Annotated in this window: 20 protein-coding genes; 13 read left to right on the top strand and 7 right to left on the bottom strand. The window is 60.6% G+C overall.

Going from position 1 to position 23,994, the window contains the following annotated elements; genetic code table 11:
- Positions 1-136: 136 nt before the first annotated feature.
- The 8 genes from AC1RME_RS23010 to AC1RME_RS22975 all read left to right on the top strand — a co-directional run bounded on the left by AC1RME_RS23010 (position 137) and on the right by AC1RME_RS22975 (position 11,528).
- Positions 137-451, top strand: a complete 315-nt coding sequence (locus AC1RME_RS23010) for an ElaB/YgaM/YqjD family protein (protein ID WP_085710739.1) — start codon at positions 137-139, stop codon at positions 449-451.
- A 2-nt stretch (positions 452-453) separates the two neighbouring features.
- A complete protein-coding gene (locus AC1RME_RS23005; protein ID WP_096821090.1) occupies positions 454-840 on the top strand; it encodes a phage holin family protein in 387 nt (128 codons plus the stop codon).
- Positions 837-1,175, top strand: a complete 339-nt coding sequence (locus tag AC1RME_RS23000) for a hypothetical protein (RefSeq protein WP_096821089.1) — start codon at positions 837-839, stop codon at positions 1,173-1,175. The genes AC1RME_RS23005 and AC1RME_RS23000 overlap by 4 nt, the downstream gene beginning before the upstream one ends.
- 124 nt (positions 1,176-1,299) lie before the next feature.
- On the top strand, positions 1,300-2,463 hold the full coding sequence (locus AC1RME_RS22995; protein WP_096821088.1) for an EAL domain-containing protein: 1,164 nt from the start codon (positions 1,300-1,302) through the stop codon (positions 2,461-2,463).
- A gap of 68 nt (positions 2,464-2,531) precedes the next feature.
- Positions 2,532-3,860 (top strand): deoxyguanosinetriphosphate triphosphohydrolase, encoded by a 1,329-nt coding sequence (locus AC1RME_RS22990; RefSeq protein WP_096821087.1) that lies wholly within the window; start codon positions 2,532-2,534, stop codon positions 3,858-3,860.
- A gap of 394 nt (positions 3,861-4,254) precedes the next feature.
- Complete coding sequence (locus tag AC1RME_RS22985) at positions 4,255-4,881, top strand: response regulator transcription factor (RefSeq protein WP_096821086.1); 627 nt, start codon at positions 4,255-4,257, stop codon at positions 4,879-4,881.
- A gap of 8 nt (positions 4,882-4,889) precedes the next feature.
- Complete coding sequence (locus AC1RME_RS22980) at positions 4,890-8,534, top strand: transporter substrate-binding domain-containing protein (protein WP_096821085.1); 3,645 nt, start codon at positions 4,890-4,892, stop codon at positions 8,532-8,534.
- Between the two features lie 48 nt (positions 8,535-8,582).
- Complete coding sequence (locus tag AC1RME_RS22975; protein ID WP_096821084.1) at positions 8,583-11,528, top strand: HD domain-containing phosphohydrolase; 2,946 nt, start codon at positions 8,583-8,585, stop codon at positions 11,526-11,528.
- Here the strand turns inward: AC1RME_RS22975 and AC1RME_RS22970 are convergent, their stop codons facing one another.
- Together AC1RME_RS22970 and AC1RME_RS22965 are read right to left on the bottom strand one after the other, a co-directional pair.
- A complete protein-coding gene (locus AC1RME_RS22970) occupies positions 11,529-12,011 on the bottom strand; it encodes a GAF domain-containing protein (protein WP_085710746.1) in 483 nt (160 codons plus the stop codon). It lies immediately after the preceding gene.
- Entirely contained in the window at positions 12,008-12,898 is an 891-nt protein-coding gene (locus AC1RME_RS22965; RefSeq protein ID WP_096821083.1) for an ATP-binding protein, read from the bottom strand. The genes AC1RME_RS22970 and AC1RME_RS22965 overlap by 4 nt, the downstream gene beginning before the upstream one ends.
- A 166-nt stretch (positions 12,899-13,064) precedes the next feature.
- Between AC1RME_RS22965 and AC1RME_RS22960 the strand changes: the two genes are divergently transcribed.
- Entirely contained in the window at positions 13,065-15,386 is a 2,322-nt protein-coding gene (locus AC1RME_RS22960) for a hybrid sensor histidine kinase/response regulator (RefSeq protein WP_096821082.1), read from the top strand.
- Here the strand turns inward: AC1RME_RS22960 and AC1RME_RS22955 are convergent.
- The 3 genes from AC1RME_RS22955 to msrB all read right to left on the bottom strand — a co-directional run bounded on the left by AC1RME_RS22955 (position 15,370) and on the right by msrB (position 16,810).
- Positions 15,370-15,831, bottom strand: a complete 462-nt coding sequence (locus AC1RME_RS22955) for a MarR family winged helix-turn-helix transcriptional regulator (protein WP_096821081.1) — start codon at positions 15,829-15,831, stop codon at positions 15,370-15,372. The genes AC1RME_RS22960 and AC1RME_RS22955 overlap by 17 nt on opposite strands.
- Positions 15,828-16,313: a glutathione peroxidase gene (locus tag AC1RME_RS22950; RefSeq protein WP_493091769.1), complete on the bottom strand. Its 486-nt coding sequence runs from the start codon at positions 16,311-16,313 to the stop codon at positions 15,828-15,830. The genes AC1RME_RS22955 and AC1RME_RS22950 overlap by 4 nt, the downstream gene beginning before the upstream one ends.
- Positions 16,314-16,414: 101 nt before the next feature.
- Complete coding sequence (gene msrB / locus AC1RME_RS22945; RefSeq protein ID WP_096821149.1) at positions 16,415-16,810, bottom strand: peptide-methionine (R)-S-oxide reductase MsrB; 396 nt, start codon at positions 16,808-16,810, stop codon at positions 16,415-16,417.
- A 225-nt stretch (positions 16,811-17,035) separates the two neighbouring features.
- Between msrB and AC1RME_RS22940 the strand changes: the two genes are divergently transcribed.
- Positions 17,036-18,247 (top strand): pyridoxal phosphate-dependent aminotransferase, encoded by a 1,212-nt coding sequence (locus tag AC1RME_RS22940; RefSeq protein WP_085710751.1) that lies wholly within the window; start codon positions 17,036-17,038, stop codon positions 18,245-18,247.
- Between the two features lie 304 nt (positions 18,248-18,551).
- Positions 18,552-19,439, top strand: coding sequence for a protease HtpX (gene htpX, locus AC1RME_RS22935; RefSeq protein ID WP_096821080.1), 888 nt, complete (start codon positions 18,552-18,554; stop codon positions 19,437-19,439).
- Between the two features lie 51 nt (positions 19,440-19,490).
- Here htpX and AC1RME_RS22930 read toward each other — a convergent pair whose 3' ends face one another.
- Positions 19,491-20,147, bottom strand: a complete 657-nt coding sequence (locus AC1RME_RS22930) for a thiopurine S-methyltransferase (protein ID WP_096821079.1) — start codon at positions 20,145-20,147, stop codon at positions 19,491-19,493.
- 102 nt (positions 20,148-20,249) lie between these two features.
- On the opposite strand from AC1RME_RS22930, the gene AC1RME_RS22925 reads away from it, so the two are divergent.
- Positions 20,250-21,017 (top strand): DODA-type extradiol aromatic ring-opening family dioxygenase, encoded by a 768-nt coding sequence (locus AC1RME_RS22925; protein ID WP_096821078.1) that lies wholly within the window; start codon positions 20,250-20,252, stop codon positions 21,015-21,017.
- An 89-nt stretch (positions 21,018-21,106) separates the two neighbouring features.
- Here the strand turns inward: AC1RME_RS22925 and AC1RME_RS22920 are convergent, their stop codons facing one another.
- On the bottom strand, positions 21,107-22,780 hold the full coding sequence (locus tag AC1RME_RS22920) for a DEAD/DEAH box helicase (protein ID WP_007955707.1): 1,674 nt from the start codon (positions 22,778-22,780) through the stop codon (positions 21,107-21,109).
- A 422-nt stretch (positions 22,781-23,202) separates the two neighbouring features.
- On the opposite strand from AC1RME_RS22920, the gene AC1RME_RS22915 reads away from it, so the two are divergent.
- Positions 23,203-23,994: a crotonase/enoyl-CoA hydratase family protein gene (locus tag AC1RME_RS22915; protein ID WP_096821077.1), complete on the top strand. Its 792-nt coding sequence runs from the start codon at positions 23,203-23,205 to the stop codon at positions 23,992-23,994.

The following is a 23,994-nucleotide window of genomic DNA, read 5'->3' as shown; positions in this document are numbered from 1 at the left end:
CAACAGCGCACTGCTGTCCGGTGACGCACCACGACACAGCAAAAGATGTACCAGTCATTTGTACTGAACCTTCACGCAAGGCTCATACTCGAAAGTTTCAGAAGCCGTTTCAGACAGCCACTTACGGAGATTCCCCATGGCCAGCACCAAGGCAAAGACTGCTCAAGAAATCCTGATGAACGACTTCCAGACCCTGGTCAGCGACACCGAACGGTTGCTGGAACACACCGCCACGCTGGCCGGTGATCAGGCGGATGAGTTGCGCGAACAGATCCACGAAAGTCTGCTGCGCGCACGGGAAACCCTGAAACTGACCGAAGACACCCTGCGCGAGCGCGGTCAGGCAGCGGTCACCGCCACTGAAGATTATGTCTCGGCCAACCCGTGGCAATCGGTGGGTATCGCGGCGGGCGTGGGCTTTCTGATTGGCCTGCTGGCCACGCGGCGCTGATCATGTCGATCGGTGAATCCGGCCCGACTTCGGGCACCACTTCCTCCACGCGGCGCCTGGGCGCAGCCGTCCTTGGTCTGTTGCACAGTCATGTCGAACTGTTCGGCATCGAACTGCAGGAGCAGAAGGCACGCACCGTCAGCCTGTTGCTGTTTGCAGGCCTGGCGCTGGTGTTTGCATTGCTGTTGCTGGTCGGCCTGTCGACCCTCGTCCTGATCGTGTTCTGGGACACGTATCGTCTCGCCGCGATCATCGGCCTGTGCGTGTTCTACACCCTGGCGGCGATCTTCTGCGCGCTGCGTCTCAAGGCTGCGATCTTCGATGAATCCTCGCCCTTCCACGGCACCCTGGAAGAGCTGGCCAACGACCGGGAGCGCCTGCTGCCATGAGCCTGCCTGAACTTCCGCAAAACAGCTCGCGCCAGGAAATGCGCAAGGCCCTGATCCGTCTGCGCATGGAAATGCATCGTCAGGAAATCCGTCACGAAGCCGGCCAGGTCCTGCAACCCTTGCAACGCATGCGTGGCATGACGCAAAACCTGCAGGACGGTTTCGGCATCAAGCACGCGCCGTTGTGGGGCGTGGCCGCCGTGACGCTGCTGGGCTTCCTCACCGGCAAAGGTGCCAAGAGTGGAGGCGTCGGCGGTCTGAGTCGGTTGATCCGTCTCGGCACCAGCCTTGCTCCGCTGATCAAACTGGTCATGCAGAACACCAGCAAGCGCTGAGCTGCACATCTGGCTGCATTCTTGCAGTGCTGGCGGGATTGAATCTCTTCATCCGGAGATTCAATCCCGCTCGTCTATCCGGCCGGCAGGATCCCACCCGAACAACAACGACCAAGGAGGCCCCGTGATCGACGGGCAACCGCTCGCCTGCTTTCAGCCTTTCATCGATACCGCCACCGGACGCATTGCAGGCGTCGAAGCGCTGGGCCGTCTGCGCCAGGCGCAAGGGCAACTGACATCGGTCGGGCCGCTGTTCGCCGATCCACGAACGCCAGCCACCGCGTTGCGCCGCCTCGACCGGCAGGTTCGCGACAATGCGCTGAGCCGATTGCACGAAGCGCCACCGGACTGGTTTCTCAGCCTGAACATGTCGCCGCGCTGGATCAGCCGTCTGCGCGCCGACCAGGCGCTGCCGAGCCTCAAACAACTCGCCCGGCATGGCGTCGACCCGCAGCGGATTGTCTTCGAGATCACCGAGCTCGGCGGTAACAGTCAGCGTCTGTCTGAAGTGGTCGCGCGCTATCGCGATGCCGGGGCGCGAATCGCCATCGACGATTTCGGCGCTGGATACTCACAACTTGATCGTGTGCTCGCATTGCAACCGGACATCCTCAAGCTCGACATGCGCCTGTTCCAGGCCGCCGCGCTCGGCGGGCCCAGCAGCGATGTGGTCAAGGCGCTGGCACAGATGGCCGAAAAAACCGGCTGCTGGATCATCGCTGAAGGCGTGGAGACCGAAGCGCAGCTGAATTTCGCGCTGGAGTGCGGCTCGCGTTACGTGCAGGGTTTTCTGTTCGCCCGGGCGCAGGAGGCTTTCTTTGCGACGGATGCGTTCGTCCAGCGCTTCGCTGAACTGCGCCAGGCCTATGTGAAGCAGAAGCTCACTGAGCGCGGCAAGTTGATGTCGATGCGCCAACAGCTCGGCGAGTTGATGACAATCCTGCAGACCTGGGCTCAGGCTCGCGCGCCGCTCAGTGCCTTGCCGCAACTCGATGCCTTTCCGTGGTTGCTGCGGTTTTATCAGTGCGACCGCCAGGGCACGCAACTGACCCCGAATCTGGAATGGCGCCAAAGCGGCTGGGTCGCCGACAACCGCTACCTGGGCCACAACTGGTCGTGGCGCCCCTACTTCTACCACCTGCTGGCCGAAGGCTGGGAAGAACGGCGGCTGACGCTTTCCAACACCTACCGCGATGCCACCAGCAACCAGTATTGCCTGACCGCCGGGCAATTCTTCGACAATGGCGAACGCCTGCTGTTGATCGACATTGACGCTGCCGGACTGTAGTTGCGCTTGCAGACACTCGCTCGAACCGGGAAGCTAGGGCACCAGTCACCCGACGGAGAGAATCAGCCTTGGATTGGCAAACCCTGCTCAACCGCGAACGTCTCGGCAAGCCGCTGCACAGTCCGCAGGAACTCGGCCGCAGCCCGTTCCACAAAGACCATGACCGCATCATTTTCTCTGGCGCCTTCCGCCGCCTGGGCCGCAAGACCCAAGTGCACCCTGTATCGAGCAACGACCACATCCACACGCGTCTGACCCATTCGCTGGAAGTCAGTTGCGTCGGTCGTTCGCTGGGCATGCGCGTCGGTGAAACCCTGCGTCGCGATCTGCCCGAGTGGTGCGAGCCGAGCGATCTGGGCATGGTCGTTCAGTCCGCCTGCCTGGCCCACGACATCGGTAACCCGCCGTTTGGCCATTCCGGCGAAGACGCCATTCGTCACTGGTTCCAGCAGGCTGCCGGGCGCGGCTGGCTGGATGCGATGAGTGACGCCGAGCGCGGTGATTTCCTGAATTTCGAGGGCAATGCCCAAGGCTTCCGTGTCCTCACGCAACTGGAATATCACCAGTTCGACGGCGGCACCCGGTTGACCTATGCGACTCTCGGCACCTATCTGAAGTACCCGTGGACCGCGCGTCACGCCGACTCCCTCGGCTACAAGAAACACAAGTTCGGTTGTTATCAGAGCGAGTTGCCACTGCTGGAACAGATCGCCCACAAACTGGGCCTGCCGCAACTCGAAGAGCAGCGCTGGGCACGTCATCCGCTGGTGTATCTGATGGAGGCCGCAGATGACATCTGCTATGCGCTGATCGATCTGGAAGATGGCCTGGAGATGGAGCTGCTGGACTACGCCGAGGTCGAGTCGCTGCTGCTGGGCCTGGTCGGCGACGATCTGCCGGAAACCTATCGCCTGCTGGGCCCTCAGGATTCGCGCCGGCGCAAACTGGCGATCCTGCGGGGCAAGGCCATCGAGCACCTGACCAACGCCGCCGCCCGGGCCTTCGTCGAGCAACAGGACGCACTGCTGGCGGGTACGCTGCACGGGGACCTCGTGGAGCACATGCATGGCCCGGCCAAACGTTGCGTCTTGAACGCCAAGGACATCGCCCGCCGAAAGATCTTCCAGGACAAGCGCAAGACGCTGCACGAGATTGGTGCCTACACGACACTGGAAATTCTGCTCAACGCGTTCTGCGGCGCGGCCCTGGAACAGCACAACGGCCGTACGCCGTCGTTCAAGAGCCGCAGAATCCTCGACTTGCTGGGCAACAATGCACCGGATCCGCACGGCCCGTTGCACGCATCGTTCCTGCGCATGATCGACTTCATCGCGGGCATGACTGACAGTTACGCCAGCGACATGGCCCAGGAAATGACAGGCCGCTCCAGCCAATGATGCCTCGTGCTCCGACCGGTCAGGCGCTGATCGGTCGGGCGCACGCATCACACAAGACAGAATTCAGGACAGGGTCTGTTGCAGGTTCCGATTTTTCTTTATATGCATCGTCCAAATATCGAAAAGAATCACTGAAACAAAAAAACCGAAGCCCCTTAACATCCTATAAATATTAAACAGCCAGGCCTTTCAATAATGCACGGCGTTCCATTGACGAGACTCAATTAACGCCCCACTCCCTCTACCTACGCCAAAACTAGTTCACGCGTAGTCTCATTCTTCTTTATATGTAGGAATAATCCTAGATTGCCACTGAGGCACTGTCGGTTCATGCGACCGCTCATCCATCTGAGCTAAGGTGCGCCCTTTATTCGCGCTCGCATGGGACTTTATTATGAACTCCGTTTTTATCGTCGATGATCATCCGGTTATCCGTCTTGCCGTTCGAATGCTATTGGAACATGAAGGCTACAAAGTCGTCGGTGAAACCGATAACGGGGTCGATGCCATGCAAATGGTCCGCGAATGCGCGCCTGACCTGATCATCCTCGACATCAGTATTCCAAAGCTTGACGGCCTGGAAGTCCTTGCCCGCTTCAATGCCATGAGTTCGCCGTTCAAGACACTGGTACTGACCGCACAGTGCCCGACACTGTTCGGCATTCGTTGCATGCAATCCGGCGCGTCGGGTTATGTCTGCAAACAGGAAGACCTCAGCGAACTGGTCAGTGCCATCAAGGCTGTTCTATCCGGTTACAACTACTTTCCCAGTCAGGCACTGAACCCGGTTCGCAGCGATGATGTGCGTTACACGGAACTGGAACTATTCAAAGCCGTCAACGACCGGGAATTAATGGTATTGCAACTATTTGCCCAAGGTCGCACAAACAAGGAAATTGCCAAAGGCATGTTCCTCAGCAACAAGACCGTCAGCACTTATAAAAAACGCCTGATGCAGAAACTCAAAGCCAAGTCCCTTGTAGAACTTATCGAAATGGCCAAACGTAACGCACTCGTGTGAGAGCCAACATGCCCAGTCGCTTGAAAACCTGTCTGATTGTATTGAGTGCATGCCTTGGTTTAAGTGCTCATGCAACAGCCACGCCCGTCACTTCACAAGACCTGGCCCTGCTCAGTCGTTCGTCCGACAAGTTGCTGCCGGTCCTGCTTGAACATTCGCAACGGGACTGGTTGCACAATCGCAATGAGTTGATTCTGGGCACGTCCGCTCCCGACTATCCGCCTTTTGACATGACCGCCAGCGGCCGCGACTACGAAGGTTTCACGGCCGATTATGCCGGGCTCATTGGCCAGACAACCCGTCTTCCGGTCAAGGTCAAGCGCTTTGCCACACGGGACGCCGCGATACGGGCATTGATCGATGGCAGCATCGACATGCTCGGTACGTCCAACGGACTGGAGGCGGAAAACGCCGACATCGTGCTGTCCAGCCCTTACGCCATCGATCAACCGGTACTGGTCACCCGCGTCGGTGAAACCCGCTCACTGACCGATGGCCTGGCCGGCCTGCGGCTGAGCATGCTGTATCACTATCTGCCGCTGGACGAGGTCAAGGCCCTGTATCCCAAGGCCCTCATCACGTCCTATCCGTCGTACCAGAACGCAATCAACGCGGTCGCTTTCGATCAGGCGGACGTGTTTCTCGGCGACACCATTTCCACCCACTACATGATCAGCAAGGGGTATCTGAACAACATCCGCATGGCCAATTTCGGCAAGCACGAGGCCCACGGTTTCAGCTTTGCCGTACGCCGCGACAATCCTCAACTGCTGGGCATCATCGATAGCGTGCTCAAGGCCGTCCCGGGCAGCGAGCGGGAAAACATCGCCAAACGCTGGAGTGCCGGCAGCGATACCTTGCTGACCGATCAGAAACTGCAACTGACCCATCGCGAAGAACAATGGCTGAAAAAACACCCGGTGGTGAGCGTGGTCGTCAACGAGGCCTTTGCGCCCCTGAGCTTCTTTGATACCGATGGCAACTTTCGCGGCATCAGCGCCGACCTGCTCGAACTCATCCGCTTGCGCACCGGCCTGCGCTTCGAAGTCCGCCGCAGCCGCAGCGATGCCGAGATGATCAAGCAGATCGAAAACCATCAGGCCGACCTGATCGCCGCCCTGCTGCCAACCGCCCTGCGCGAGGAAACGCTCAAGTTCAGCCGCCCCTACCTTGAAAACTCCTACGTCCTGCTGACTCGAAAGGCTGCCGACAGTCCGACGCACCTGGGCCAGCTCAAGCGCAAGCGTCTGGCCATCGCCCAGGGCAACCCGATGATCGAGTACCTGCGCCGCGAGTTTCCTTACATCCAGTTGATCGAAACCCCGGACACCTTCAGTGCGGTGGCATTGCTCGACGAAGGTCAGGTCGAGGGCGCGGTGAACTCGCTGGTGATCGCCAACTATTTCATCGCCTCACACATCTTCGAGCAGCCCTTGCAGATCACCACCACCATCGGCACACGGCAGGCAGCCTTTTCCCTGGCAACCGCCCGGGACAACACGGAACTGGGCTCGATCATCGACAAGACGCTGATGAGCATAACGCCCGAAGAACTGGGCATCATCAACGGTCGCTGGCGGGGCTACTCCAGCCTTTCGCAAGGCACCTGGCATCAGTATCGACGCTTGTTCTATCAGGTGATCGTGGGCGCCAGCCTGCTCTTGCTGCTGTCGCTGCTCTGGAATGCCTACATGCGTCGCCAGATCAAACAGCGCCAATCGGCCGAACGCGCCTTGAACGATCAACTGGAGTTCATGCGTTCGCTGGTCAATGGCACGCCCCACCCGATCTATGTGCGAGATCGACAGGGCCTGCTGCAAAGCTGCAACGACAGTTACCTCGAAGCCTTCAATGCCCGGCGCGAAGACGTCATCGGCAAGAGTGTGATGGAAGGTGCCCTGAACAATGCCTTCGAAGCCCGCGCCTATCAGGCCGACTATCAACGGGTGGTGACCGAGGGCAGGCCGCTGGTGCTCGACCGGCCGTTGCATATCGGCAACCGGCGCCTGACGATTTATCACTGGATCCTGCCTTACCGCGACTCCGGCGGCGATGTCCAGGGGATCATCGGCGGCTGGATCGACATCAGTGAACGTCACGAGCTGCTCGACGAACTTCGTGCTGCCAAGGAACGCGCGGATGATGCCAACCGGGCCAAGAGTACTTTCCTGGCGACCATGAGCCACGAAATACGTACACCGATGAACGCGGTCATCGGCATGCTCGAACTGACCCTCAAGCGCATGGACAAAGTGCATCCGGACCGCTCCAGCATCGAAACCGCCTACAGTTCGGCCAAGGATCTGCTGGGGCTGATCGGCGACATTCTGGATATCGCCCGGATCGAGTCCGGGCGCCTGAGCCTGAGCCCCGAGCGGGTCAACCTTATCGAAACCATCACCTCGGTCGTCAGGATCTTCGAAGGCCTGGCCCGGCAGAAACGGCTGACGCTGGTGGTGAACGTCTCCCCTCCCGAACTCAACGTCGACGTACACCTGGATCCCTTGCGCTTCAAACAGGTGCTGTCGAACCTGATCAGCAATGCCATCAAGTTCACCGAAAAAGGCCAGATCAGGATCACGCTGGAACTGCTGGCCAGCGATGTTCCCGATGTCTCGCAGGTACAACTGACGGTTCAGGACAGCGGCATCGGCATCTCTGCCGAGGATCAGCAACGGCTGTTCGAACCTTTCGCCCAGGCCTGCCAAGGCAGGGATCGGGCAATCAGTGGCGCCGGGCTGGGACTGGTCATCAGCCGCAGCCTGTGCGAGATGATGGGAGGTCAGTTGCAATTGAGTAGCCAGCCCGGGATCGGTACACAGGTAAGTGTGTCGCTGCCGCTGGCTATCCTGCCCGCGGAAGTGACAGGCCGAAAACACGAACCGCAGATCCAGACCGCCCTTGCCCCGCTGAACGTTCTGGTGGTCGACGATCATCCGGCCAATCGCCTGCTGATGTGTCAGCAACTCGAGTTCCTGGGGCACCACTTCAGCATCGCCGAAGAAGGCCAGAGCGCATTGGAACAATGGAAAAACGGTGCATTCGATCTGGTCATCGCCGATTGCAACATGCCCGTCATGAATGGCTATGAACTGACCCGAGCGATCCGGCGCCACGAAAAACTCACGCAGCGCCCCACCTGCACCGTGCTGGGGTTTACCGCCAATGCCCAACCGGAAGAGGTGCTTCGCTGCAAGCAGGCCGGCATGAACGAGTGCCTGTTCAAACCACTGAGCCTGAGTGCCTTGAGCCAATGGGTCGACAGTGTCCGGCCAGCGCTCATTTCGCCTGCGTTCAATCTGCAAGGGTTGCACGCCCTGACAGGAGGAAACCCCGCTCAGACCCGCCGACTGCTGACCGAACTGCTCAACAGCAGTCGGCTTGACCGTCAGGATCTGCTGGCGTTGTCCCCGGGGCGGGATCACCAGGCTCTGGCCGAGATGGCGCACAAGATCAAAGGCGCCGCGCGCATTGCCCAGGCGTCACGCCTGATCGACAGTTGCGACGCTCTGGAACAGGCCTGCCTGCAAGCGTTGCCGGTGGACGAGATCAAACGCCGCTGCAAGGCGAGCAGCTTCGCCATCCTTGAACTGGAGAAGGCACTGGAGCAACAACTGACGCTGACCGACCAGAGCAGAATGACCGGGCCTTAACTATGCTTGGGCGCTGAGCAGTGTGTTTACCAACACGGAGAGTCCGCAATGCCCAGCCCACTGCGCCCGGATCAACGCCGGTTTCCTTTGCACGTGCACATCAGCGTCATGTTCACCTTTCTGCTGTTGCTCACTGGGGTCGTGCTGGGGCTGTTCAACTACCGGCAGACCACGCAGATCATTCTGTCGAGCAGCGAAAAACTGTTCGAACGCATCGAACAGGATGTACGTGTCGACCTGCAATCGACCTACGCGCCAATCCGGCACCTGCTGAGCCTGCTCGCGGACAACCCCGGGACTCAGGCCTCAACGCTTGAACAACGCCTGACGCTGCTCAAGCCGTTCAGCCAGTCACTGGCGGACAACCCGGACCTGGCCTCGTTGTATCTGGGTTACGACAACGGTGATTTCTTCATGGTGCGCCCCTTGCGCACCGCGTCACTGAAAACCTTGCTGAAAGCTCCGGATGCGGCGGCGTATCAGGTCTGGAGCATCGAACATGACGCCGATGGCGGCGCCAGATCGCAATCGCTGTTCTTCGATCAGGCGTTGTCAGCGGTGGGTCGTCACGACAATCCGGACGATGCCTACGACCCGCGCAGCCGCACCTGGTACACCCGCGCGCAGCAACAGAACGAACAAATCACCACCGAACCCTATGTGTTTTTTTCCACCCACAATGTCGGCACCACCCTCGCCCGGCGCAGCAGCGTGCACGCGGTGATCGCTGCCGACCTGACCCTCGACGCACTGTCGGCAACCCTGACCAAACACGTAGTGACGCCGGCGACAGAAATCGTCCTGTTCGATGCCGAAGGCAACGCTGTGGCCTATCCCGACAGCAGCCGGCTGATCGTCGATGACCGTACCGCGCGCCTGGCCAAGGCGGCTGACCTGAGCCCGAGCCTGCATGCCCTGCTGTCGGCCGATCATCAGGGCAAACGCCTGAAAGCTGAGGGGCGACGCTGGATCGTTGCCCGCAGCAGCCTGCAGGAAGGCGGCCCGAAAGGTTTGCAGATGGCCTTGCTGGTGCCGGAGGACGAGTTACTGGTCGATGCCTATCGCATGCGCTGGCAAGGTGCGCTGATCACCCTTGCCACCCTGTTGTTGTGCCTGCCGCTGGGCTGGCTGATCTCGCGGATTCTGGTCAAGCCGCTGCATGCACTGGTCAAGGAAGCCGATGCCATCCGCAGCTTCGATTTCAACTTTCCCGTGACCCGCCGCTCACCAGTGCTGGAGGTCGACCAGTTGAGCCTGTCGATGGCGCGGATGAAGGACACCCTGGCCAGCTTCTTTCGCATCACCGACAGTCTGACTGCCGAAACCCGGTTCGCCCCGCTGCTGCAACGGGTGTTGTTCGAAACGGTGCAGATTGCCCAGGCCCAGGCCGGTCTGATCTACCTGCGCGAAAGTGATGGCAACCGCATGGAACCTTACGGGCTGGTGGTCGACGGCACTTCCCGGCCGCTGGCAGCGTTCGATATTCAAGGCCACAACCTTGATACCGCGCAGGGTCCCGAATGGTTCGAGCAACTGGCGCATGCCGACAACGTGGTCAGCAACCTCGGCTTCGAACAGGCCGCCGACCTGCAAAAGGTTCTGCTGGCCATGGGCACGCCGCGCGTCCACCTGATCGGGATCCGCCTGCACAACCAGCACAACGAAACAATCGGCCTGCTGGTGTTGCTGATCAATGACAGCGGCACCCCGGCCGACCTGGAGAAGCTGCGACCCGACCGCATCGCGTTCCTGCAAGCGGTGTCCGGTGCGGCGGCGGTGAGTATCGAGAGCCAGCGTCTGCAAGCCCGGCAGAAACAGCTGCTGGATGCGTTCATTCAACTGCTCGCCGGCGCCATCGATGCCAAGAGCCCTTACACCGGCGGGCATTGCCAACGCGTGCCGGAACTGACCCTGATGCTCGCCCACGCCGCCGCGGCCAGCGAGGCCCCCGCCTTCAGCGACTACCAGCCCAGTGAGGACGAATGGGAAGCCTTGCACATCGCCGCGTGGCTGCACGACTGCGGCAAAGTCACGACGCCGGAATACGTCGTCGACAAAGCCACCAAACTGGAAACCCTGAACGATCGCATCCATGAAGTCCGCACCCGGTTCGAAGTGCTCAAGCGCGACGCGTGGATCAGCTACTGGCAAGCCCTGGCGTCGGGTGGCGACGAACGACAACTGGCCAGCCTGCGCGACGCGACGCTGACAGCGCTGGATGATGACTTCAGTTTTGTCGCCCGCTGCAATCTGGGCAGTGAGGCCATGGCCGACGCCGACCTTCAGCGTCTTGAGGGCATTGCGCAGCGCACCTGGACACGTACGCTGGATGATCGCCTGGGCGTGTCCTGGGAGGAAAACCGGCGCCAGGCACGCACATCGGCGCCCACCCTTCCGGTCAGCGAAAGGTTACTGGCGGACAAGCCCGAGCATCTGCTCGAACGTGCCGACAGCGAACTGATTCCGGAAGACAACCCATGGGGGTTCAAACTCGACGTCCCGCGCTACAAATACAACCGTGGCGAGCTGTACAACCTGAGCATTCCTCGTGGCACGCTGACCCGAGAGGAGCGTTACATCATCAACCACCACATGGTGCAGACGATCCTGATGCTCAGTCATCTGCCCTTCCCCGGGCATCTGAACAACGTGGCGGAGATTGCCGGCGGCCATCACGAAAAAATGGACGGCACCGGTTATCCGAAACGTTTGAAACGCGAGGAGATGAGCCTGCCGGCACGGATGATGGCGATTGCCGACATCTTCGAAGCGCTGACCGCCGCCGACCGCCCGTACAAAAAGGCCAAGACCCTCAGCGAAGCGCTGGGAATCATGGCCACCATGTGCCGCGAGGCACATATCGATGCCGAGCTGTTCGGCCTGTTCATCCGCGAAGGCCTGTATCTGCAATACGCCAGCCGTTTCCTCGACCCGCAACAGATCGATGCTGTCGACCCTGCCGGCGTGCTGCGCAAGGCCGGTCTTGCGGCGTGATCAGCAGTCGGTCAGGCGCAGGAAGATCGCCGCCAGTCGTTCGATACCAGCCTGATCGTCTGCGCCGAAACGCGAAAGCTTCGGGCTGTCGAGGTCGAGTACGCCAATCAGGCGACCATCCTTGACCAACGGCACCACCAGTTCGCTGTTCGACGCGCTGTCACAGGCTATGTGGCCGGGGAACGCGTGAACGTCTTCGACCCGTTGTGTCTGCAGACTGGCCGCCGCCGCGCCACATACACCGCGACCGAACGGAATGCGTACGCAAGCGATCTGGCCCTGGAACGGGCCGAGCACCAGCTCTTCGTTGCGATTGAGGTAGAAACCAGCCCAGTTCAGATCATCGAGCTGGTTGAACAGGAACGCCGAAAACTGCGCGGCGTTGGCGATGAAATCGCGCTCGTCCGCCAGCAGCGACTCCAGTTGCGCGGCCAACATGCCATAGCCTTCGAGGCCCTGGCCGCTCTGTTGCAAATCAATCATGCCTTGTGCTCCAGCAATTTCAGTCCCACCCAGTAACGGGCGAATTGGTACGCGCAACGTCCGTTGCGGTTGCCACGGCCGGTCGCCCAGCGCACGGCGAGAATGTCCAGTTGTTCGTCGCGCTGCCAGCTCAGGCCGGCCTTGGCGGCCAACTGGCCGATCCAGTGTTCGACGACGTTGAGGAAATGTTCCTGGGTGAACGGATAGAACGACAGCCACAGGCCGAAGCGATCCGACAGAGCGATCTTGTCTTCCACCGCTTCGCTCGGGTGCAGTTCGCCATCGACGCGCTTCCAGTTTTCGTTGTCGCTTTCCTTTTCCGGCACCAGATGGCGACGGTTGGAGGTGGCGTACAGCAACACATTGTCCGGCGCCTGCTCCAGCGAGCCATCCAGCACGCTTTTCAGCACCCGGTAATCACCTTCGCCGGATTCGAACGACAGGTCATCGCAGAACAGCACGAAACGTTGCGGCAGTTTGCCGATCTGCTCCACCACCCGTGGCAGGTCGGCCAGGTGATCGCGTTCGATCTCGATCAGGCGCAGACCGGCCTTGGCGTGCTCGGCCAGCAGCGCCCGTACCAGCGAGGATTTACCGGTACCGCGCGAACCCCAGAGCAACGCATGGTTGGCCGGCATGCCGTCGAGGAACTGCTGGGTATTTCGGCCCAGTTGCTCCAGTTGCCGATCGACACCGATCAAGTCCGACAGACGCATGTCGAGGCTGACTTCCAGCGGCAGCAGATAGCCGCTGCGACCGTCACGCTGCCAGCGTGCGGCCAGGCAAGTGCCCCAGTCGATGACCGGGCGTGGTGCTGGCAGCAGCGGTTCGATCCGCGCCAGAACCGACTCGGCGCGCTCAAGAAAAGCATTCAATCGGGAATCCACGTCTTCTCCTCGGGCTGGTTCACAGTAATGATGGCGATACAGCGACGACCGATAGCGTTCGACACCCGCCCCGGCCCTTGTTACAAGGCGATTCGGGAACCACGGTATCCATACATGATCGACTATGCTTGAGCAGCGAAGGGAAACGGAAGTGGTTCAACACCCCATGGATATCAAATTCACCCACCGGCTGTCATACAAACAGGCCCGGCTTACCGTGCTGGTCGGGTTCATTCTGGGCACGCTGCTCAGCCTGCTGCAAATCGGCATCGATTATGCCAGTGAAGACGCCTCCATCAACCGTGAAATCCTGTCTTTGCTGGAAATCAGCCATAACCCGGCCTCGCGTATCGCCTATAACATCGATGCCGAGCTGGCCCAGGAACTCACGCTGGGCCTGCTGCGCTCGCCGGCCATCATTTCCGCACAACTGACCGACAACAATCAGACGGTTCTGGCCAGCGTGAAGCGCCCGGAGCTGCAAAGCGGCTATCGGTTGATCAGCGACTTTCTGTTCGGCGCCAAACGCGAGTTCGAAGATCGGCTCTATCTCGACCATTTGCCCAACGAATCCCTCGGCACCCTGAGCCTGGAAGTCGACACCTATGCCTTCGGCAGCCGCTTCCTGCGTCGGGCCGAAGTCACGCTGCTCAACGGTTTTGCCCGCAGCCTGATCCTGACCGGCATCCTGCTGGCACTGTTCTACGTGATGCTGACCAAGCCGCTGGTGCGGGTGATCCGTGAACTCAGCGGGCGCGATCCGCGCAGTGCCGAACCGACCACGCTTGAATGTCCGAGTGGACACGCCAACGACGAGATCGGCGTGCTGGTGAAGGTCGCCAACCAGCAGTTCGAGAACATCGCCACGGAAATCCAGCAACGGCGCACCGCGGAAAACCGTCTCACCGACTACCTCGCTCAACTCGAAGACATCGTGTCGGCACGCACCGCCGAACTCAAAGCGATCAACGCCCGCCTCAGCCAGTCCAACGAGGAACTGGAGGTCGCCCGCAGCACCGCACTGGACATGGCAGAGGCCCGCTCGGCGTTCCTTGCCAACATGAGCCACGAGATTCGCACCCCGCTCAATGGCCTGCTGGGCATGATCGCGCTGTCCCTCGACGGCCCGCTCAACGGCGAACAGCAGCAACAACTGTCCATTGCCCACGACTCGGGCAAAGTGCTGGTGGAGTTGCTCAACGATATTCTCGACCTGTCGAAATTCGATGCCGGGCAACTGGAACTCGAACACATCCCGTTCGACCTCGGCTCGTTGATCGAAGACACCGCCAACCTGCTGTCGCAGAACGCCGCGCCAAGCGTGGAGTTGACGTGTCTGATCGATCCGCACTTTCCGGCGCTGGTGCTCGGAGACCCGACACGGGTCAGGCAGATCGTCAGCAACCTGCTGTCCAACGCCCTGAAGTTCACCCGTTTTGGTCGGGTCGATGTACGTTTGTCGACCTGGAAGGATGGCGTGCGCATCGAGGTCTGCGATACCGGCATCGGTATCGCCCAGGAAGCCCAGGTGAAGATTTTCCAGCCCTTCACCCAGGCCGGGGCCGGTATCACCCGCCAGTACGGCGGCACCGGGCTGGGCCTGGCCTTGACCTACAACCTGTGCGAGGCGATGCAAGGGCGCCTGACGATCAGTTCCGAAGTCGGTTTCGGCAGTCAGTTCTGTGCCGAACTGCCGTTGCCCTGCCACACCCGCGCAGTCATCCCCGCCCCGCTGCATGGCAGCGTACTCGCCATCACCACTGCGGCCAGCGGCCTGTCAGAGCTGCTGGGCAGTCTGTTGCCGGTCTGGGGTCTGTCGTACGAACAGCGCACAATTGAAGCGTCACTCCTCGGCCCGTCACCGGACATCATCATCACCGATTGCCCCGAATGCCTGTTTGGCCTGCGGCCGACCATGACCGCACCGATTCTGCTGGTGACGGCTTACGGCAGTTTCATGCCGGGCGAAGAAGCTGCGGCCCTTGCCCCGCTACAGCAGCAGGCGCGTCCCCTGGCACGCAACGCGCTGTATCAGAATCTGCGCAGAACCCTGCAACCGGATATCACCACCATCGACCGTGCGCGTCTTGAAAGCGTGCCGTCGCAGCGTCGCGGTCGGGTGTTGCTGGTGGAGGACAACCCGGTCAACCAACTGGTGGCCAAGGGCATGCTCGGTAAACTCGGCTGCGAGGTGGTGGTGGCGGCCCATGGCGCAGAAGCGCTGGATCAACTGGAACACCATGAGTTCGATCTGGTGCTGATGGACTGCAACATGCCGGTGATGGATGGTTACGAAGCGAGCCGGCAGATCCGTCAGAGCGGTCGCTGGCCACACTTGCCGATCGTGGCGTTGACGGCCAACGCCATGTCTGAAGAACGCGAGCGCTGCCGGGCGGCGGGCATGAGTGACTACCTGGCCAAACCGTTCCGTCGCGAAGAACTGGCAGCGCTGCTGGATCAGTGGATACCGACTACGACAGCGCTTTGATTTGCCCCAGCAGATGATCAAGCCCGGTACGCAGTTCGTTGAGACGATCCAGGTCCACGCCGCTGTCGCACAGCAACCGGTCCTTCAAAGGCCCGACCTGCTCGCGCAGCGCCTGGCCCTGAGGCGTGAGGCTCAGGTGAACCTCACGCTCGTCCCGCGCCGAACGTTGACGCTGCACCAGTTGCAGTTGCTCCAGACGCTTGAGCAGCGGCGTCAGCGTCCCGGAATCCAGCGCCAGACGCTCGCCCAGTGCCTTGACGGTCGGTTGTTCCGGCGCCGCGCCCTGCCATTCCCACAGCACCAGCATCGCCAGGTATTGCGGGTAGGTCAGGCCGAGCTGATCGAGCATCGGCTTGTAGGCACGAATCACGGCCCGGGACGCGGCGTACAGCTTGAAGCACAACTGACTGTCGAGCTTCAGCGCATCGGCTGACAGATCGTTCATTTGAGCAGGGCTTCGATCTCGCGGCTCAGGTCCTGCGGCTTGGTGGCCGGGGCGAAGCGCTTGACCAACTGGCCGTCCTTGCCGATCAGGAATTTGGTGAAGTTCCACTTGATGCCCTGGAAACCCAGTACACCCGGCGCGCGCTTCTTCAACTGCACGAACAGCGGATGCGCACCGTTACCGTTGACTTCGATCTTCTTGAACAGCGGGAAGCTGACGCCGTAATTGAGCTCGCAGAACTCGCTGATCGCACCCTCGTTGCCGGGTTCCTGCTTGCCGAACTGGTTGCACGGAAAGCCCAGCACCACCAGCCCCTGATCCTTGTAGGTCTGCCACAGCTCTTCAAGGCCCTTATATTGCGGGGTGAAGCCGCACTTGCTGGCAGTGTTGACCACCAGCACCGCTTTGCCGGCGAAATCGGCCAGGGTCTTTTGCTCACCCTTGATGGTGGTGCACGGGATGGTCAGCAGGTTATCGCTCATGGTGCGCACTCTGGAAAGTTGAGAAGCTGTAAAAATAGCGAGCAATTGAATTGTGTGCAATTTAATTATCCGAAAGGCGATCCAGGGATCGCCCGCATCGGCTATTCGCGCGGCACCAGGTCCAGGCAGACCGAGTTGATGCAGTAACGCAGACCGGTCGGCGGCGGGCCGTCGGGGAACACGTGACCCAGATGTGCATCGCATCGGGCGCATTTCACTTCGGTGCGGATCATGCCGTGGCTGGTGTCACGGATTTCGGTCATGGCGCTCTCGCCGATCGGTGCGTAGAAGCTCGGCCAGCCGCAACCGGAGTCGAATTTGGTCTTGGAATCGAACAACGGCTCATTGCAGCAGATGCAGTGATAGACACCGTCGGTCTTGGTGGCGTTGTATTTGCCCGAGAACGGTCGCTCGGTGGCACTGAGACGACACACGTTGTATTGCTCCGGGTCGAGCATCGCGCGCCATTCTTCCAGGGTCTTTTCAATCTTTTCCATCATCACACCTCAACGGCTGAAAAAGCCCGATCTGTACCTTTTCCACGGATCGGGTGGCACGTATGATTGCGCCTCGTCACACGCCAGTCTGGCAGCGGGATCCTGCGCATTCAAACGGATTGTTGGAAACCGCCGCTCAAGACGCTTGCCTGTGTGAAGACGCAGGATTCCCAGCACGGTTGTCCATTCGCCGCCTGGATCGTTCATTTTCGGGATCACATCGCCATGCAGTTCAGCAAATCGAACAAGCTCGCCAACGTCTGCTACGACATTCGCGGCCCAGTGCTCAAGCACGCCAAACGCCTGGAAGAGGAAGGCCATCGCATCCTCAAGCTGAACATCGGCAACCCGGCGCCCTTTGGTTTCGAAGCGCCGGACGAAATTCTCCAGGATGTGATCCGCAACCTGCCGACCGCCCAGGGCTACAGCGACTCCAAAGGCCTGTTCAGCGCGCGCAAGGCCGTGATGCAGTACTACCAGCAGAAACAGGTCGAAGGTGTCGGCATCGAAGACATCTACCTGGGCAACGGCGTATCCGAGCTGATCGTGATGTCGTTGCAGGCACTGCTCAACAACGGCGACGAAGTGCTGGTGCCGGCGCCGGACTATCCGCTGTGGACCGCTGCCGTAAGCCTGGCCGGTGGTAACGCGGTGCACTACCTGTGCGACGAAGGCGCCGACTGGTTCCCGGACCTGGCCGACATGAAGGCCAAGATCACCCCGAACACCAAGGCCATGGTGATCATCAACCCGAACAACCCGACCGGCGCGGTGTATTCGAAGGAAGTGTTGCTGGGCATGCTGGAACTGGCTCGCCAGCACAACCTGGTGGTGTTCTCCGACGAGATCTACGACAAGATTCTTTACGACGACGCCGTACACATCTGCACCGCTTCGCTGGCGCCGGACCTGCTGTGCCTGACCTTCAACGGTCTGTCGAAGTCGTATCGCGTGGCGGGTTTCCGTTCCGGCTGGATCGCCATTTCCGGGCCGAAACACAATGCCCACAGCTACATCGAAGGCATCGACATGCTGGCCAACATGCGCCTGTGTGCCAACGTGCCGAGCCAGCATGCGATCCAGACCGCCCTCGGCGGCTATCAGAGCATCAACGACCTGGTCCTGCCGCAAGGTCGCCTGCTGGAACAGCGTAACCGCACCTGGGAGTTGCTCAACGACATTCCCGGCGTGAGCTGCGTGAAGCCGATGGGCGCCCTGTATGCCTTCCCGAAGATCGACCCGAAGATCTGCCCGATCCACAACGACGAGAAATTCGTCCTCGACCTGCTGCTGTCCGAGAAGCTGCTGGTGGTTCAGGGCACGGCCTTCAACTGGCCGTGGCCAGATCACTTCCGTGTCGTGACCCTGCCGCGTGTCGATGATCTGGACATGGCCATCGGACGCATCGGCAACTTCCTCAAGTCCTACCGCCAGTAACCGGCGATCCGTGCGCAACGAGCCTTTCGTTGCGCACTGTCTGATTCAGCAACACTTCTGCACCGCCCCCTTCCGTACGCCTTCTACACTGTCGATTCGTACCGATCACATGCGCCTGATGCAATGCCGGTGGGTGGCGCGCGGCTGTCATCCTTGTCGTCTTCAGGGGTGGGAATTGTCCCGCACACCGGAGAATCCGATGTAGGACACAGTTTGAAATAGTCACTCGGTTGAATCGCCCGGTGCCGCACCTTATATACCCCGCAGTACGCTACATCTTTAGCTTGAGGAGATTTCTACAACCATGATGCGCATCCTGCTGTTTTTGGCCACTAACCTGGCGGTCGTGCTGATAGCCAGCATCACCCTGAGCCTGTTCGGCTTCAACGGGTTCATGGCGGCCAACGGGGTTGACCTCAACCTCAGTCAGCTGCTGGTCTTCTGTGCCGTCTTTGGTTTCGCCGGTTCGCTGTTCTCGCTGTTCATCTCCAAGTGGATGGCGAAGATGAGCACGAGCACCCAGGTCATCACCCAGCCGCGCACCCGCCACGAGCAATGGCTGATGCAAACCGTCGAGCAACTGTCCCGCGAAGCCGGGATCAAGATGCCCGAAGTCGGGATTTTCCCGGCCTACGAAGCGAACGCCTTCGCCACCGGCTGGAACAAGAACGACGCGCTGGTCGCGGTCAGCCAGGGCTTGCTGGAGCGTTTCTCTCCGGATGAAGTGAAAGCCGTTCTGGCCCACGAGATCGGCCACGTGGCCAACGGTGACATGGTCACCCTGGCACTGGTCCAGGGCGTGGTGAACACCTTCGTGATGTTCTTCGCGCGGATCATCGGCAACTTCGTGGACAAGGTGATCTTCAAGAACGAGGAAGGCCAGGGCATCGCGTATTACATCGCGACCATCTTTGCCGAACTGGTTCTGGGCATCCTGGCCAGCGCGATCGTGATGTGGTTCTCGCGCAAACGGGAGTTCCGTGCCGACGAAGCCGGCGCCCGTCTGGCCGGTACCAGCGCGATGATCGGCGCCCTGCAACGCCTGCGTGCCGAACAAGGTCTGCCGGTGCACATGCCCGACACGCTGAACGCCTTCGGCATCAACGGTGGCATCAAACAAGGGTTCGCCCGCATGTTCATGAGCCACCCGCCGCTGGAAGAGCGTATCGACGCCCTGCGTCGTCGCGGCTGATCAGCCCGGCTAAAAAAAGGCCCGCAGTGATGCGGGCCTTTTTTGTGCCTGTTACTGGCCAGTCAGCCGGTACACCCGCTCTTCCAGGCGCGTCACTCCCGCCTGCAGGAACTTCCCGCTTTCGCTCAACACGTCCTGTTCTTCCAGCGCCTGCACCTGCCAGCCGCCACCGAACAGACGCTGCACCTCGGCATCTTCCACTGCAAACGGCGGTCCGGGCATTTGCGCCTGATCATAATCCAGCGTGATCAGCAAACCGCGTACGCCTGCCGGCAAGATATTCTGCAAGTGCGACGCGTAGCGCTCACGCATCGGCGCCGGCAAGGCGATCAGCGCCGCGCGGTCATACAGTGCCGTGCATTCGGCCACATCGCTCGCGGACAAGGCGAAGAAATCCCCGCACCACAACTCGATCGCCCCAGCCCGATAAACCTTGAAGCCGCCCTCTTCGCTGATCTGCGGCTGCAATTGCTGTTCACGGAAGAAGTCTTCGACAGCCCTCTGCGACAGCTCGACGCCGAGAACCCGATGCCCACGACCGGCCAGCCACAACAGATCCAGGCTTTTCCCGCACAACGGCACCAGCACACGCGCCTGCGCCGGGATCGCCAGATCGGGCCAATGCCGTTGCAAATACGGGTTCACCTCGGGTTGGTGAAAGCCGATCTGGTTCGATTCCCACTTCTTGTGCCAAAACTCCGGCTGCATGGTTCCTCCTAAGAATTCGATCAAAAAGCGTTAAAACTTATATTGGAATTAGATCAATGAACTGACTGAAGATGAACCATCTTAACGCTCAGGAACCCTTCCATGCTTCCCAGCCTGTTTATCTCTCACGGCTCGCCCATGCTCGCGCTGGAACCCGGCGCCAGCGGCCCGGCCCTGGCGCGCCTGGCCGCCGAACTGCCACGCCCGAAAGCCATCGTCATCGTTTCCGCCCACTGGGAAAGCCATGAGCTGCTGGTCAGCAGCCATCCGCAACCGGAAACCTGGCACGATTTCGGCGGCTTCCCCCGTGCATTGTTTGAAGTGCAGTACCCCGCACCGGGCAATCCGCAGTTGGCGCAAGAGGTCGCCGAACTGCTGACCGCCAACAACCTGCCCGCGCGTCTCGACCCGCAACGACCGTTCGACCATGGGGTATGGGTGCCGCTGTCGCTGATGTATCCGCAAGCCGACATCCCGGTGGTTCAGGTTTCCCTGCCCAGCCGTGGCGGCCCGGCGTTGCAGACCCGCGTCGGCCAGGCGCTGGCCAGCCTGCGCGGCCAGGGCATTCTGTTGATCGGCTCCGGCAGCATCACCCATAACTTGCGTGAACTGGACTGGCATGCCGGCCCGGAAAGCGTCGAGCCGTGGGCCCGGGACTTCCGTGACTGGATAATCGACAAGCTCGCGGCCAATGATGAAGCCGCCCTGCACGATTACCGCCAGCAAGCGCCAAACGCTGTGCGCAGCCATCCGAGCGACGAGCATCTGTTGCCGCTGTACTTCGCTCGCGGCGCCGGCGGTGAGTTCAGCATTGCGCACCAAGGGTTCACCATGGGCGCGCTGGGCATGGACATCTACCGCTTCGGCTGACGAGTTCGTTCCCACCTCAAATCGCAGGCAAAAAAAATCCCCGAACCAGTCGGGGATTTTTATGTTCGATCAATCAGCCCAAGGGTGGATCAATCTTCGCGGTAGCGACGCAGCTTCAACTGCTTACCGGCAACGCGAGTGTCCTTCAGCTTGGTCAGGAGCTTGTCCAGACCATCTTCCGGCAGCTCGACGAGGCTGAAGCTGTCACGCACCTGGATGCGACCGATGGCTTCACGTGCCAGACCACCTTCGTTGAGGATGGCGCCCAGCAGGTTTTTCGCCGCGATACCGTCACGCGCGCCCAGCGCGGTACGGCAACGGGCACGACCTTCACCCAGCGGCATCGGAGCACGACGCTCGCGATCACCACGGTCCGGACGATCACCGGAACGCTCAGGACGGTCGCCACGTGGAGCGCTGTTCGGCACCAGTGGACGTTCCTTCTCGATCGCTGCCAGGTTCAGCGCCTGACCATTGGTGGCCTTGCGCAGCAGAGCAGCAGCCAGGGCACGTGGGGTGCAACCGATGTCGGCGGTCAGGCGATCCAGCAGATCACCGTGAGTCGATTCGGCGTCAGCCACCAGCGGCGACAGGCTGTTGGTCAGTTTCTTGATGCGGGCATCGAGAACGGCCTGAGCGTCCGGCAGACGCACTTCGGCAACTTTCTGACCGGTTACACGCTCGATCACTTGCAGCATGCGGCGCTCACGTGGAGTCACCAGCAGCAGCGCGCGGCCTTCGCGACCGGCACGGCCGGTACGGCCGATACGGTGCACGTAGGATTCCGGATCGTACGGCATGTCCACGTTGAATACGTGGGTGATGCGCGGTACGTCCAGACCACGGGCGGCTACGTCGGTCGCCACAACAATGTCCAGACGGCCATCTTTCAGCGAGTCGATGACGCGCTCACGCTGGTTCTGGGCGATGTCGCCGTTCAACGCTGCGGCTTTGTAGCCTTTGGCGTCGAGGGCGCTGGCCAGATCCAGGGTCGCTTGCTTGGTGCGCACGAACATGATCAGAGCGTCGAAATCTTCCACTTCCAGCAAGCTGAGAACGGCAGAGGTCTTCTGGTCAGCGTGAACCAACAGGTGAGCCTGTTCGATCGCGGTAACGGTCTGGGTCTTGCTCTGAATCTTCACGTGCTTTGGATCGCGCAGGTGACGCTCGGCGATGGCACGGATCGATTGCGGCAGGGTAGCCGAGAACAATACGGTCTGACGGGTTTCCGGCATGGCCTTGAAGATGACTTCGAGGTCGTCCATGAAGCCCAGTTTGAGCATTTCGTCTGCTTCGTCGAGAACCAGGTGGTTCACGGTCTGCAGCACTTTTTCGTCGCGACGCAGGTGGTCGCACAGACGGCCCGGAGTGGCGACAACGATCTGTGCGCCATTACGGATTGCTTTCAATTGTGGGCCCATCGGCGCGCCGCCGTAGACAGCCACAACAGTTACGCCCGGCATTTGCTTGGCGTAGGTTTCGAAAGCGGTTGCAACTTGTAGCGCCAACTCACGAGTTGGGGCCAGGATCAGAGCTTGCGGCTCGCGCTTGGACGGATCAATGCGGTGCAGGATAGGCAGGGCAAAGGCAGCGGTTTTACCGGTACCGGTTTGCGCCTGACCAATCATATCGTGACCGGCGAGGATGATCGGGATCGACTGCTGCTGAATGGCCGAAGGCTCTTCATAGCCGGTAGCGACTACTGCAGCGACAATATTGGGATGAAGTTCAAGAGCGGCGAAGCCGCCGATTTCCTGGGTCATGGGTCTGCCTCTAAGTGCATCCGCAAAGACCCATGCTCCAAAGCTGCACATGCCGTGTTGAGACTCAAGAGTCGCCCTGGCAGCTTTGTCGGCGGGGATTTGCGAAAACGAATGAATGAAAAAGAATCGTCAAGGAAGAGCCCGCAGTGCGGACGTGCAGCCGAAGCTGACTTCGGGGAATTGCGCTACCTAAACGCGGCCCGGTTAAAGGCCGGCGCGCACTATACCGGAATTTGCCAAAAAAGGGAGCTTTTTTTATCGGTGAAATACAGTTGTCACCGCTGTGTAACGGGGTTTTGCGGATAATCGGGCAAAGGTCTATTTTTCAAAGACCCCGGCCCTGCGGGCGATGGCGCTTAAACGATTCACCGACGTGCGGCATCTGGTCGCTGCACCCTTTCTTCCCGTCCGAGGAAACACCCATGAATCAGCCCTGCCCCGGCCGCGTCAGCCGTGCGCGCCACGGTCACGTCCATTTGATTGGCCTGGACCGTGCAGCCAAGCGCAATGCTTTCGATCTGGATTTGCTCAATGACCTGGCCCTGGCCTACGGTGAATTCGAGGCCGACAGCGACGCGCGGGTGGCCGTGGTGTTCGGGCATGGTGAGCATTTCACCGCCGGGCTCGATCTAGTCAACGCCAGTTCCGCCCTCGCCCAGGGCTGGCAGGTGCCGCCCGGCGGTTGCGATCCGTGGGGCGTATTTGTCGGGCCACGGGTCAGCAAACCGGTGATCGTCGCCGCGCAAGGCTATTGCCTGACCATCGGCATCGAGCTGATGCTCGCCGCCGACATCAACCTGTGCGCCAGCAACACCCGCTTCGCGCAGATGGAAGTGCAGCGCGGGATCTTTCCGTTCGGCGGTGCGACGTTGCGCTTTCATCAGATCGCCGGCTGGGGCAATGCCATGCGCTGGCTGCTGACCGGCGACGAATTTGATGCCCATGATGCGTTGCGCCTGGGTCTGGTACAGGAAGTCATGGCCAGTGAAGATTTGCTGCCGCGAGCCATCGAACTGGCCGAACGGATCGCCCGACAGGCGCCACTGGGCGTGCAGGCGACGCTGATGTCGGCACGTCAGGCGCGCTATGAAGGCGAGACCGCAGCGGCGCAGAGCTTGCCGCCGCTGGTGAAGAAGTTGCTGGCCAGTGAGGATGCCAAGGAGGGCGTGCGCTCGCTGGTGGAGCGCAGACCGGGGGTCTTCAAAGGCATTTGA

It is taken from the genome of Pseudomonas sp. GW822-FHT03F08 (assembly GCF_058801265.1).
The sequence above is the reverse complement of the archived record's forward strand: the minus strand, read 5'-3'. Positions and strand labels throughout refer to the sequence as shown.

Bases quoted from the DNA above. Each gene is read 5' to 3' on its own strand.
- AC1RME_RS23010 (WP_085710739.1), top strand. From the start codon at position 137: ATGGCCAGCACCAAGGCAAAGACTGCTCAAGAAATCCTGATGAACGAC.
- AC1RME_RS23005 (WP_096821090.1), top strand. From the start codon at position 454: ATGTCGATCGGTGAATCCGGCCCGACTTCGGGCACCACTTCCTCCACG.
- AC1RME_RS23000 (WP_096821089.1), top strand. From the start codon at position 837: ATGAGCCTGCCTGAACTTCCGCAAAACAGCTCGCGCCAGGAAATGCGC.
- AC1RME_RS22985 (WP_096821086.1), top strand. From the start codon at position 4,255: ATGAACTCCGTTTTTATCGTCGATGATCATCCGGTTATCCGTCTTGCC.
- AC1RME_RS22980 (WP_096821085.1), top strand. From the start codon at position 4,890: ATGCCCAGTCGCTTGAAAACCTGTCTGATTGTATTGAGTGCATGCCTT.
- AC1RME_RS22975 (WP_096821084.1), top strand. From the start codon at position 8,583: ATGCCCAGCCCACTGCGCCCGGATCAACGCCGGTTTCCTTTGCACGTG.
- AC1RME_RS22970 (WP_085710746.1), bottom strand. From the start codon at position 12,011: ATGATTGATTTGCAACAGAGCGGCCAGGGCCTCGAAGGCTATGGCATG.
- AC1RME_RS22960 (WP_096821082.1), top strand. From the start codon at position 13,065: ATGGATATCAAATTCACCCACCGGCTGTCATACAAACAGGCCCGGCTT.
- AC1RME_RS22955 (WP_096821081.1), bottom strand. From the start codon at position 15,831: ATGAACGATCTGTCAGCCGATGCGCTGAAGCTCGACAGTCAGTTGTGC.
- AC1RME_RS22950 (WP_493091769.1), bottom strand. From the start codon at position 16,313: ATGAGCGATAACCTGCTGACCATCCCGTGCACCACCATCAAGGGTGAG.
- msrB (WP_096821149.1), bottom strand. From the start codon at position 16,810: ATGGAAAAGATTGAAAAGACCCTGGAAGAATGGCGCGCGATGCTCGAC.
- AC1RME_RS22940 (WP_085710751.1), top strand. From the start codon at position 17,036: ATGCAGTTCAGCAAATCGAACAAGCTCGCCAACGTCTGCTACGACATT.
- htpX (WP_096821080.1), top strand. From the start codon at position 18,552: ATGATGCGCATCCTGCTGTTTTTGGCCACTAACCTGGCGGTCGTGCTG.
- AC1RME_RS22930 (WP_096821079.1), bottom strand. From the start codon at position 20,147: ATGCAGCCGGAGTTTTGGCACAAGAAGTGGGAATCGAACCAGATCGGC.
- AC1RME_RS22925 (WP_096821078.1), top strand. From the start codon at position 20,250: ATGCTTCCCAGCCTGTTTATCTCTCACGGCTCGCCCATGCTCGCGCTG.
- AC1RME_RS22920 (WP_007955707.1), bottom strand. From the start codon at position 22,780: ATGACCCAGGAAATCGGCGGCTTCGCCGCTCTTGAACTTCATCCCAAT.
- AC1RME_RS22915 (WP_096821077.1), top strand. From the start codon at position 23,203: ATGAATCAGCCCTGCCCCGGCCGCGTCAGCCGTGCGCGCCACGGTCAC.